Source organism: Bacteroides sp. 519 (genome assembly GCF_010500955.1).
Classification (GTDB): Bacteria; Bacteroidota; Bacteroidia; order Bacteroidales; family Bacteroidaceae; genus Bacteroides.
The window spans coordinates 33,892-45,873 of the sequence record NZ_QVMJ01000031.1 but is presented as its reverse complement, the minus strand read 5'-3'; the positions used below and the strand labels follow the sequence as shown (position 1 = coordinate 45,873).

9 protein-coding genes and 1 rRNA gene are annotated in these 11,982 nt (G+C 37.4%); all 10 read right to left on the bottom strand.

The window, feature by feature from the left end; genetic code table 11:
- Positions 1-193: ribosomal RNA gene (locus tag D0T85_RS19160) — 16S ribosomal RNA — on the bottom strand; the annotation flags it as partial.
- Between the two features lie 1,138 nt (positions 194-1,331).
- Positions 1,332-2,360, bottom strand: a complete 1,029-nt coding sequence (locus D0T85_RS19155; RefSeq protein WP_163215118.1) for a glycosyltransferase family 2 protein — start codon at positions 2,358-2,360, stop codon at positions 1,332-1,334.
- Positions 2,357-3,412, bottom strand: coding sequence for a glycosyltransferase family 4 protein (locus D0T85_RS19150; protein ID WP_163215117.1), 1,056 nt, complete (start codon positions 3,410-3,412; stop codon positions 2,357-2,359). The genes D0T85_RS19155 and D0T85_RS19150 overlap by 4 nt, the downstream gene beginning before the upstream one ends.
- Entirely contained in the window at positions 3,409-4,566 is a 1,158-nt protein-coding gene (locus tag D0T85_RS19145) for a glycosyltransferase family 4 protein (RefSeq protein ID WP_163215116.1), read from the bottom strand. The genes D0T85_RS19150 and D0T85_RS19145 overlap by 4 nt, the downstream gene beginning before the upstream one ends.
- Positions 4,567-4,572: 6 nt before the next feature.
- A complete protein-coding gene (locus D0T85_RS19140; protein ID WP_163215115.1) occupies positions 4,573-5,607 on the bottom strand; it encodes a glycosyltransferase family 2 protein in 1,035 nt (344 codons plus the stop codon).
- 7 nt (positions 5,608-5,614) lie between these two features.
- Positions 5,615-6,562, bottom strand: coding sequence for a hypothetical protein (locus D0T85_RS19135; protein ID WP_163215114.1), 948 nt, complete (start codon positions 6,560-6,562; stop codon positions 5,615-5,617).
- Between the two features lie 3 nt (positions 6,563-6,565).
- On the bottom strand, positions 6,566-8,005 hold the full coding sequence (locus D0T85_RS19130) for an MBOAT family protein (RefSeq protein ID WP_163215113.1): 1,440 nt from the start codon (positions 8,003-8,005) through the stop codon (positions 6,566-6,568).
- A 9-nt stretch (positions 8,006-8,014) separates the two neighbouring features.
- Positions 8,015-9,196, bottom strand: coding sequence for a glycosyltransferase (locus D0T85_RS19125; protein ID WP_163215112.1), 1,182 nt, complete (start codon positions 9,194-9,196; stop codon positions 8,015-8,017).
- Complete coding sequence (locus D0T85_RS19120) at positions 9,193-10,719, bottom strand: lipopolysaccharide biosynthesis protein (protein ID WP_163215111.1); 1,527 nt, start codon at positions 10,717-10,719, stop codon at positions 9,193-9,195. Before D0T85_RS19120 ends, D0T85_RS19125 begins: the two co-directional genes overlap by 4 nt.
- Positions 10,709-11,794 (bottom strand): glycoside hydrolase family 88 protein, encoded by a 1,086-nt coding sequence (locus tag D0T85_RS19115; RefSeq protein ID WP_163215110.1) that lies wholly within the window; start codon positions 11,792-11,794, stop codon positions 10,709-10,711. Before D0T85_RS19115 ends, D0T85_RS19120 begins: the two co-directional genes overlap by 11 nt.
- Positions 11,795-11,982: the final 188 nt, after the last annotated feature.

Sequence of the window (11,982 nt, the reverse complement as noted above, 5' to 3'; positions counted from 1 at the left end):
GAATTGATTATACTATCGGGTATTAGTCTCCCTTTCGAAAGGTTATTCCCGAGTAATAGCCAGGTTGGATACGTGTTACTCACCCGTGCGCCGGTCGCCGACAATGTATTGCTACATCTCGCTGCCCCTCGACTTGCATGTGTTAAGCCTGTAGCTAGCGTTCATCCTGAGCCAGGATCAAACTCTTCATTGTAAAAATATTGTTGACTTGTAATATAAGCCTATTCTATCACCTTTATGCAAAGTGTAAAACAAACATATTATACAAAAATCTTAGCTCTGTTAGGATGTCTTATTTATTGAACTTATCACCTGATATAAATCAAGTTATTGACAAGGTTATTTTTTTCCTCTCTACTATAAAGTAGAGATGCTTGTACTACTTGTTGTTATGAAAATAATTCAAAGAACGATTGCTTTGTTAAGAGCAGCTTCATTTCTGAAAGCGGATGCAAAGATAAAGACTTTTTAGTTTAACTTCCAAATTTATTTTAGATTATTTTTAGAAAATTTTTAAAGGCTTCTAAAACTTAAAATAAATGTGAACAATACTTCAATCTTTTTGTTGCTGCTGTACTCTCTTGTAAAGCGGGTGCAAAGGTAGGGACTTTATTCGTAAATCCAAATAAATACCAAGAAAAATATGAAAGTTTTTTAGGGATAATTGCTAAGTGGCTGATAATGAAATGTGTTGTAGAACATAAAATTTGTGCGGGTAATAGTGATGAATGGTTGAACCATGCGGAATTGAGGGTGAATGGATTATGATTTCATTTTAGAGCTATATAGCTTCGGGGGTTGGTGCTATATAGATCAAGGGGGCAATGCTATATAGATCAAGGGGGCGATGCTATATAGATCAAGGGTGCTCTTCTATATAGCTTGATGGATAATACGCTGTAGGGATGCCCCTTGTGGGTATCCTGATAATGGTTCGCTGGTATCCTAACCCGGTATCCTAACCCAATCAGGATACCCACAAGGGGTATCCCTACAGCGACCACACGATTCGTTACGATTAAGACCATCAAGAACCATTAATATCATCAGCAGCAGCAGTTTCTTTTTATTCTGCTTTTTCTGATGTTATGTTATGTTCTCTTCTTTTCTCTTCTTTTCTATTGTTGCAACGGAATTATACGACCGTTGGATTTTAAAGCTGCACGTTTGTGTGAACTTTTGTATCCTTTTTTTTTTGCTTTTATCCCATTTAAACGCATTATGCATATAATACGGCATTATGCATGTTGTATAATCAAAATAAAACAGCGGTTGACTTTTTGCAGCGTATCTACAATAAAAAGGCTGTAGGTATGCAATACATCATCAATTCAGATTAGGTAGATTATTAAATTCAGTAATACATATAATGCCCATGCATCACCCTTTTTGGCAGCCCAAAAGAAAAAAAGCCAATGGAGTGGAAAGTATTTAAGAGGTAAACTTTGTACTGCCAAACAATATTGTTTTTCGGTTATAATCTGTTTGATTGCTTTTATTTTATCCGGCATTTTTTGAGGAGACTTACACTCGTTCATACCTTGATCTATCAAACCTATGGCAATTCTATTATGGAGTGCCTGCTGAAAATCAGCTGGGAGATGATGGTTTGCAATTGTATCCGAGATCATTTTATAAAGCCTCGCCCAACATTTATTCAGACTTTTGTTATGTCCACCTGTGAACGAACTTACATTTTTTCGGTAATGGTACATCACCTTATTTATATAGAAGGCACTTTTTACACGGGTAAATACTTCGATGTTGAACAAAGCATCTTCGGCCGAACCTATAATTTTTGTATCAACAAAGCGAAATGGTTTAATTACATCGCGAGAATAAAGTTTACCCCATACTGTTCCCCATGAATGAAGCAAACTCGGATCTGATAATTCTTCATCAACAGGGCCTACCATCCGCCGATGTAATAAGTGTATGCTGTTCTCATTAAATAATTTATCTTCGTTCATTAACAAACGGGGTGCACTTTTACCATTCACCAACTCGCGCGTATATGCCCAGAGCACCACATCTGTACAATGTTCCATGGCCATGGATAGTGCATTTTCGCATGTGGCAATATCTATCCAGTCGTCCGAATCGACAAACATAATCCATTCACCCTGTGCCTCTTCTATTCCCCGGTTACGGGCAGAGGCAATGCCACTGTTGGGCTGTGTAACTACTTTCAAACGGCTATCTTTAGCCGAATAGTTAGCTAATATAGAAGCACTTTTGTCTTGCGATCCATCATTTACACACACCACCTCTATATTGCTATAGGTTTGCGACAACAAACTATCCAAACACTTTGGCAAATAATGTTCTACATTATATACCGGTACAATAATACTGATCATAAACTCTTAAAAAGGCTATCCCACTGATGGGCAATGATGTTAATATCATAACGTTGTGCATTTTCACGGGCATTATTACCCATTTGTTTACGCAACAAAGTATTTTCAATTAATACAGAAAGCTGTTGAGCCAATTGTTCAACGTTTCCATTTTCAACCAGAAAACCATCTTCTCCATCTTTAATAATATCGCGCGGTCCGCAGGGACAATCAAAAGCCACACATGGAACTCCACAAGCCATTGATTCGATTAACACCATTCCAAAACCTTCGAAACGGGAAGAGAGTACATAAATAGAAGATGATAAATATTCGTTTTGTATATCTTTAACGGGAGGATTAATATGAATGGCAGATGCTTTTATTTCTTCTGCCAGTTCGCTATAGGCACCAACCGAACCATATATATCCACTCTCCAATCCGGATATTTGTAACTAATCAGTTTCCAAGCTTCGGCCAACCGCTCATACCCTTTCTCTACCGACACTTTTCCTACGGCAATGATGCGTTTGTTTTCCAGTTTTGCCATCGAATCCGGATAAAAAGGAAGCGGGTTGGGTATTACCTCAACATTTCCATATTTCCATTGTTTTTTATTATGATCGGTCAACACAATGAATTTGTCGTAAAAATAACTACCTATATTCATCAACATAAAAGAGAATCTGTTCTTCAGGTTGGGGGTTTTACCCAGTGTTATCATTTCTTTCGATGTATGTCGCTCGTAAATAATCCTCGATTTGCCTCCTACCCAAAGAGGGACAAAGAACCCTTTCAGTCCATCGTCGCAAACAGATATTACATCCGGATTAAATTCTTTAACGATATGCCGTATCCCTAAAAAGTACCGGAACTTGTTTGTTGAAACATCTACCGAGCGGAAAGTTATTTTAGGACTAAACTGATAAAAAGGTTTTATACCTTCTTCGTTCAGGGTGATGATACAGATTTCATAATGAAGTATCTCGGCCAGGTAAGATGCTTTTATGGCTAATACACGTTCCAACCCTCCTACCCCTGTAATTCCGTTGGTTATATACAATAATTTCATAGGGATACCTGTTTTTGTTTCATTGCTTTCAAACGTATAAATTCATTCATCCAACGTTTGGTTATTTTATCGATCGAAAAATCATGGGCACGTTCTATTGCTTTTTGCGACATTTTAATTCTCTGCTCTTCATCGGCCATAACAAGCGAAAGCTTTTCGGCAAACAATTCTAAATTTTTCACTGGGATTAAAAAGCCGTCTTCTCCATCTGTTATAATATCGGTTGGCCCGCTTTGACAGGCAAAACATACAGGCACAAGCCCGCATGCCATTGCTTCAATAATAACAAGGCCAAACCCCTCATAATCAGAAGTCAATACAAATACAGACGAGTTTTGCAGTTGTTTTTCAATATCAGCAGTATAACCTTTCAAAAAGGCACTTTTGCCAATGTCCAGTTTTTCTATTAAATCTTCAAGCCGGGTGCGTTCTTCGCCTTCTCCCCAGATTTCGAGGGTCCAATCCGGGTATTTATGTGCCACCATTTTCCATATCAATAACAAATTATCGAATCTTTTTTGGGCAACATACCGTCCAACTGCTATTACTTTTTTAGATTTTCCCGAACTTATTGCCGATGGTGTAAAGCTGTTTGGATTGGGTATAACACTTACCTTTTTATTATTTGCCCAATACTGTTTGTCTTCCTTTGTTAATAGATATACCTGATCATAATTCTTTATTTTTATTTTGTAATCAATTATATCACCAATATATGCTTTGATAAGATCGAACCAGCCTTTTGCATTCAAGTACCTATATTGGGTACAAAAATGAAACTCGCGTATTACAACCGATTCGCGAGGCGAAACAGACGGTAAGTAAAACTTATCCGATGTTCCTGTAGATATTATTATATCAGCTTTGATTTCATGTAGAATTTTCTTTAGTTTCTGCTTATGTTCTTTCCTTTTTATATAAGTACTTTTAATGAGGCTCCATTTCGATTTCCAATCATCGCTATAATAACGTATATCTAAATCTATATTCTTCACCCGGTTATCTAACGGAAAAAAACTCTTTCCTTGCCCTTCTGCAGTAATAATATAAACCTCGTTTCCTTCTATGTTGGCAAGGGCCGATGCTTTAACCGTAGTAACTTTTTGAATCCCACCCAAATGATTCAAACTATCTGTACAGTACACTATTTTCATATCTCTTTAAAAGTTTAAAAGGTAGAATACAATTCGTTTCATACGGTAAATTATACGTTCTTTCATTTTTTTTGCATACAAGCTATTAACTATCTCATCTACATTGCGTTCTTTAACAGCTATTCCTTTTTCGTCCAGCTTAATTCCGCGTGTTGCATCGGTATAAATTTCATCATTGAGTTCTTTAAGAACGAACTTTCTCAATTTGTTTTTTGAATAATTATCTTTTATCAGCAACTCTAATGCATAGAAATAGAAGTGCTTAATCAATTCGTACTTTATATACGGTAACGCTTTATAATATTTATATTCAGCTATTATCTGTTCCTTAATTCTATATTGTTTTTTTATATCTTCCAGATAAGTAGGGTTCGAAACAGATGTATTGCCTCCATATCGATAATAATAAACAACATCATCAACAAATGTAATTTTAGTTAGATATGGATGTAATAGCATCGAAAACATTAAATCTTCGCCGTATCTGAAATTGTTAGGGGGGATATTAGCTTTTATCAACACCTCTCTTTTATAGAGTTTGCTCGAAGTTGAAATAGTCAAATTGCTTACACCAAAGAAAGAGATATAATATTTATCAAATAATTCAGGCTGCTCTATGATTTCAACATTCATTTTAGGGGTATAATTGTGTTTAATCAGCCCATGTTTATCTGCAATTCTAACAATGGTACCTGTTACCATATCAGCTTTCTCCTTCTGTATTTTATCTAACAAAATAGCCAGTGCGTTTAATGGCAACCAATCATCAGCATCAACATAACTAATGTATTGCCCTGTACTTTTGGCCAGGCCTAGCGTACGGGCATGCGAGGGTCCTTTATTGGTATCCTGGTTTACAACGGTAATTCTTTTATCTGCTTCGGCATATTTATTCAATAATGCCAAGCTGTTATCTTTGCTACAATCGTTTACTGCTATAATTTCTATATTTTTATACGTTTGATTAATTAATGAGAAAATACATTGTGCAATAAACTTTTCTGCATTATAAACAGGAATTATAACTGATATTTTATCCATGGTCCGATTAATTAAAAGATAAGAAGGAGGTATGCATTTCTTTATTGATGATATGCTGTTTGTCAGGTTTATTAAGCAACCCATTCTCTACCATTTGGGCAAACCAAAGAGAAAATTTCTTTGCTCCTTGCTTGTTTAAGTGAACCAAATCGGCAAACTCACTATTTGCCAAAGGAAACTTTGAGAAATCGAGAAACTCAATATCAGGATACCTGGTTGTGCGTAGTTTCTGAAATTTAGCTTCATTCCGGTATCCCACATATTCCACATGCACAGGACTTCGGATAAAAAACATCTTCACACCTTTCTGTTTACAACATTCCACTATTTTATCCAGATACACTAACGTTTCTACCGCAAGGCTATCACCTGCATTTACTTTTTCTTTATTAGCATCGGCAGCCTGAGCCGCGAGTAAGGAATCTACTTTACACTTATCCAGATTTAAATATCCGCCCACTGTTGTTGCATAGTTTAACTGATAGTGGAGCAACATATTTGCATTCATTCTGGATAGAAACGGAATACTTTCCATCACGCTTTCCGGATTATGCTTTAACAATAGCTTTATGGCATCTGCATCCATAAAAGAGGCATATTTAGGAAACCGGTAAGAAACATACATATCATCCCATATCCATTTATCAATTCCTTTGCGAATATGTTCGTTGGCAAACTCAATCAACACTTTATCTATCTGCGGATTTTGTTCCAAAAGTTGTTTCAATTTAAAATAGGTATAAAAATAGGCTTCGCCCGATTCCGAAAGGTTTGCTACTCCCGGAATTAAAGCATCGTTAAAAGCACATTCGGGATGAGAATTACCGATTATTAATACAGTTTTATTCTTTGCTATTCCAAAATCGGCACAATACCTGTTTATTACAAACAAGGAGATTAAAAAGAGAGTAAAAATCGCAGCAATAAAGGTTACCTTTACAATAAAATTCTTCATACGTTAAAACTGAAAATAAATAAACTCCTGTTCTTTACCACTAAACCAAAATGCAGCCAATGCAATTGAGAAATACATTGAATAACGAAACGTACGGTTCCACCTCAAGCCTAACTTTTCAATTGCATATTCATTTCCTCTTCCTATCCATTCAACGAGAACAAAAAAGAACAGAAGCAGCATAACCATAAGGCTTGGGGTTACCTGAGGCATAGTAAACAAACTAAATGAAAAAATCTTTGAATAACAGCTAACGGCATGTGCCATGCTATCGGCCCTGAAAAGCACCCATGCCAATACAGTTAAAGCAAACGTTATTGCTATTGAAACAAACTCGCCTACCGATGGCAAACTCTTTCCAAATGCTACTATTTCTATATGCTGCCTATTACGGTTGGCCAGCATTAATGGTATAAAATAGAGGGCATTAAGTGCACCCCATGCCAGAAAAGTCCAATTGGCCCCATGCCAGAAACCACTTACAAGGAATATAACAAAGGTGTTTCTTATCTTCATCCATTTACCGCCCCGGCTTCCTCCCAGGGGAACATAGATATAGTCGCGGAACCAGGTTGACAGAGAAATATGCCAACGCCGCCAGAATTCTGCAATGTCTCTGGAGAAATAAGGGAATGCAAAATTCCGTTTCAACTCAAACCCGAAAAGCCTGGACATTCCTATAGCCATATCGGAGTATCCCGAAAAATCACCATATATCTGAAATGCGAAAAACACAGCACCCAACAGTAATGTACTACCCGAATAGTGTTCGGAGTTATTGAATATTTGATTAGCCAGCTCGGCACAGTTATCTGCAATTACCACTTTCTTAAAAAAGCCCCACAACATTTGCCGTACCCCATCTACAGCTTTTGAATAATCGAATGTACGCTCACGGGTAAACTGGGGAAGAAAATTAACTGCTCTTTCAATAGGGCCTGCTGCTAACTGAGGGAAGAAACTTACAAAAGCCGAAAATGCAAAAAAATCTTTTGTTGCCTTGGCTTGTCCACGATAAATATCGATGGTGTAACTCATTGTTTGAAACGTATAGAAACTTATACCTACAGGCAAAATAATATTCAATGTATTAACATTGGCGTGATAACCTAAAAGCGAAAGTACTTCTTTGAAATTATCAATAAAGAAATTACAGTATTTAAAAAAGCCCAGAATAGAGAGATTGGTAATAACGCTTACCGATAAAAGCAATTTCTTTCTCGGTTGGTTGCTTGCTGTATCAATCAAAATACCTAAAACATAATCTGTTAGCGTACTAATGATGATCAGTAGAAGAAAGCGCCAGTCCCAAAAAGAGTAAAATACATAGCTTACAACAACCAGAAACAAATTCTGAAATTTCAGGTTATTTTTAAAAACAAACCAATACAACAGAAACACTGTAACCAGAAAAATGGCAAAATTAAGAGAATTGAAAAGCATATTTTCTTTTTAGTTTATAAGGTTATAAATACGTTCTACCTCGCCGGCGTTACCATAATCGGTAACTGCCATGTTTTTACGAAACGTTGCCTGTAGTTGTTTATCTTCTATCAGAGTTTTTATTCCATGTGCGGCCTCGTCCACATCCATGGGTACAATTAACCCATCGAAGTTATTGGTTAATTGGCTTGCCGAAGTTTGAAAAGCAGTTATTACAACCGGTTTTCCCAGTATCTGGGCTTCGCGTACTGTAACTGCTTTACCCTCGTAGCGCGAAGGTTGAACATAAATATCGCAAGCAGCAATATAAGGATAGGGATTTGTTTTTTTACCCAGGATAATAAAATGATCCTGCATGTTACATTCTTCAATTGCTTTTTCTACAGTATCCTGGTCGCCATACCCTATGGCATACCATTTTACAGGTAATCCGCTCTTAACCAGCTGTGCACATATACGCACAGCCTGGTCTAATGCCTTTGGATAACAAAAACGACCTACTGTAAGCAGTTTGATGTCTCCGGCCAGATTGGGTTTTTCTAACAATGCCTGCCCACGAACAAAGTTAACCGAGAGTATGTTTTCAATCACAATAACTTTGCGTGCCAATGCGGGAAACTTCAAACTAAATTCTCTTTTAGCATCTTCGGATATGGCTGCAATATAATTGTAGGCACCCCACGTTGTTTGTTCGCGTTCTACATCAATAGCAATATTTGAATAATCGGTATGAATCCATGCTACTTTACATTTGGCATTCACTTTATCCTTTACTATATTGTGCGGCATTATGAAACTGATAGCTAAATCGTACTGCACATTGCTTATTTGTGGCAAATACCGGGTAGTAGCATCGGCTACATATTGAAAGATAGAAGCATTTTCACCACTTGTTTGCTTTTTTTCGAATCGCTTTGCCAAACGCTTAGCACGCAAACGCCCCCAAGCTATTTTCCAATAACCTTCTTTGAGGATTTGAACTATTGGACGTGTTATGGTTGTATAAATGGGTATTTCGGGCAACAAGTTTACCTGAGCCGGAATAAACTGCATCAACTCTCCCGAATGCCGATAAAGAAAGAGGTCGACATCAAATTCGGAATAATCCAAACTGTCTAAAAGGCCCAACAAAGAACGCTCTGCCCCTCCTATCTCCATGTATTGCATGGAAATAAATAAACGCTTTTTCATCTTTTTAATGTTTTAAGTAGCATGGGTTTTACGTATGCAAACAAGAGTCGTTGCATTTCGCTTGTTTTGCCAAGCAGCACATAGTAAAGCCCTATAGATATGACTAAAGAGAGTGTACCTTTATAAACGATAATAATAAGTGAATTGCCCTGAATTAAATTACAGAGATAGAAAGTTATGGCCCATACAATAAATGCACATAAACTGTATTTTGCATATCGAACAAAATAAAACCTGAGCGACTTTTTAAAGGTATATTTGTACACAAGGTATGGAAATTGCCAGAACCCAATAGATAATACACTTAAAGTAGTAGCCAACAGCACACCTGTTATACCCCAGAACTGTACCAGAACAAGAGAGAGGATAAGGTTTAGACAGCCCTGAAGCAAAGGCGAGAACTTATCTTGCAGAAATATCCCCGATTTTACTTTAAATATATGAGCCGATATACGCATACCAAAGATGTAGAGGTTAATCAGGATAACAACTATGGTTAAGGTATCTAATAAATAGGCTGTACCCAGCCACCATGCTATAAACGGGTTTAGTGTATTTGAAAGCACAATTACAGGTAACGAAACAATAATAAAGTTCAATAAAAATATGGTGTTAAACACTTTGTTTACATATTCGCTGCTTTCTGTAGCAATAAGATGCCCTACACTTTCGGATAAGCTGTTCAGTACCTGGGTAATCAATGTGTTGATATATCCTGTTATCAATGTATAGTTTGAATACAAACCCACTATGGTAATGCTTACAAAGGAAGATATAACAATGTTATCGGTAGAGTGCATCAGGTATCCTCCCAGGCTGTGTAAAAACAAAGCTTTGGTGTTGGCTACTATTTTTTTCCGGGTAGGTTTATCTACTTCATACTTCGTGCGGGTTTTAATGTAGGCATACAGTTGGTTGGCTTTATATGATACGGCTAGATTGTAACCAACCACAAACAGCGACTCAACAAGCAGATATAAAATATAGTTACCTGTATAAAGCAGTATAGCCAGTTTGACTAGACTGGCTCCTACCTGATATGTCAGGTTGATTCCTGCCAGTTTATACTGTTTCTGATCTGCATTTATTAACGACCACTTATAAGCTGCAAAATAAGGTACAATGCTATTAAACAAGAATATAAAGAATACAACAGATACGTACTTCAGTGATTCGCCTTCTTTTATAAAAATATCGAGAAAGGGATAAATAGCCAACCCCATTAATAATACCCCCAGCGCAATAAACCGGTATATTTTGCGGTATAACTGTATCAGTGCAATAACGCGTGGTTTATCTTTGATAGCCAAAGGTTTATACAGATTATATACGATGCTGGTTCCAAAGCCGCCTTCGAGCAAAGAAACCACATTCAATATATTGAGTAGTAAACCATTAAGCCCCAGATACTCTACCCCTATATTATCTATGAAAACTTTCCGGGTAATAAAACCCAATAAAGTCATCACTACCATAACAGAGACACTGGCAATTAAATTCTTTCGCGAATTATCAGTGCGCATAGTTATTCAATTCTTTAGACAGTTTTAATGCCATTCCTTGTGCAAAAGGCATTATTGAGTAGGTTACAGCGTAGTAACCAATTCCTTTGGTATCGCCCTGGCAATAGTCGATGGCACCTGTTCGACGGGTGGTTCGCATCAATTGTTTTTCGGCCCGGAAGGCTGCATCCCGAAAATACAAACCACCACTTATGCGATACGCGTTTAGCATTAATAAACCAATAAGAGCAGTTCCCGACGACTCGCACGGTGAGTTTTTATTGAAGAACATGGCTCCAAACCCACCATTACTTTTTTCGTAAAGCAATAATTCTTTAGCCAATGCAACAATACGGCTATTGAATTGTCCATCTGCGTTCGATTCAATAAGCCCCAGTATGTACCATCCTATGCCGCGCCCCCAATCAAATATCCCCAAAGGAACACCGTGTTTTATATCATACGCATGCGATGGTATATGCGAACCGGGTAGTTTGGCCCTGTCGTACTCTTCAAGCTGTTGCAGGCCAAGTGTTTTTTCTCCATATTGAAAAAGAAAAGGAACTACCATTCCTATGGTATCTATAAACCGTATGTCGGGGATGGAGCTGCGATAAGGAATGGTTGCCTGTGATTCCTTAACATGCAACAGAAAAGAAAAGATGGTATCTTCGGCTTTGGCAGTTAGTGCATTGTTTTTTTTAAGCACATAAGCCAGTAAGGCTTCATCTACCTGTTCCGGACGTTTTTTCCAGTCACCGGTTTTGGCATTAATTTTCTGTTTGGCATACCAGGCCGATTCTTCTTTGCCAAAAGCCAGCAACAACCCTGCCTCTTGCCAGCTTTGTATGGTCTTGTTGCGGTATTTACCACGCAGAATATCGTAAAGCATCCAATAGTTTTTGTCGGTTAGTTTCACTGTTGGCGATTTCTTTAGCCATTTGCGCGCTTTCTTCTCGATTGCCTTTTGCCACACAAGACGATTGTTCCATCTACCTATATGTATTCTGGATTGCCATTGGTAAAACCAGATAAAAACATCGAATCCTATAAAAACAAAGAGTATAACCAATACAGTTGATAAGTAGATGTTCATAATTTATATAATGTATTGAGCAGATTGATTGAATATGAATCCCCTATGGGGATTAAAGGTTGTGTCATTATATTATTTTCTATTGATATGAATGCCCTACGGGCAACTAACATGCAACCAGCGTAACAATATTAGGTACAAAGACCCTACGGGCAACTGCATACAACATGGACTGCATCTAATGCCCA

Excerpts from the sequence above, each read along its gene's own strand:
- D0T85_RS19120 (WP_163215111.1), bottom strand. The coding sequence starts at position 10,719 with ATGCGCACTGATAATTCGCGAAAGAATTTAATTGCCAGTGTCTCTGTT.
- D0T85_RS19130 (WP_163215113.1), bottom strand. The coding sequence starts at position 8,005 with ATGCTTTTCAATTCTCTTAATTTTGCCATTTTTCTGGTTACAGTGTTT.
- D0T85_RS19145 (WP_163215116.1), bottom strand. The coding sequence starts at position 4,566 with ATGAAAATAGTGTACTGTACAGATAGTTTGAATCATTTGGGTGGGATT.
- D0T85_RS19140 (WP_163215115.1), bottom strand. The coding sequence starts at position 5,607 with ATGGATAAAATATCAGTTATAATTCCTGTTTATAATGCAGAAAAGTTT.
- D0T85_RS19135 (WP_163215114.1), bottom strand. The coding sequence starts at position 6,562 with ATGAAGAATTTTATTGTAAAGGTAACCTTTATTGCTGCGATTTTTACT.
- D0T85_RS19125 (WP_163215112.1), bottom strand. The coding sequence starts at position 9,196 with ATGAAAAAGCGTTTATTTATTTCCATGCAATACATGGAGATAGGAGGG.
- D0T85_RS19155 (WP_163215118.1), bottom strand. The coding sequence starts at position 2,360 with ATGATCAGTATTATTGTACCGGTATATAATGTAGAACATTATTTGCCA.
- D0T85_RS19150 (WP_163215117.1), bottom strand. The coding sequence starts at position 3,412 with ATGAAATTATTGTATATAACCAACGGAATTACAGGGGTAGGAGGGTTG.
- D0T85_RS19115 (WP_163215110.1), bottom strand. The coding sequence starts at position 11,794 with ATGAACATCTACTTATCAACTGTATTGGTTATACTCTTTGTTTTTATA.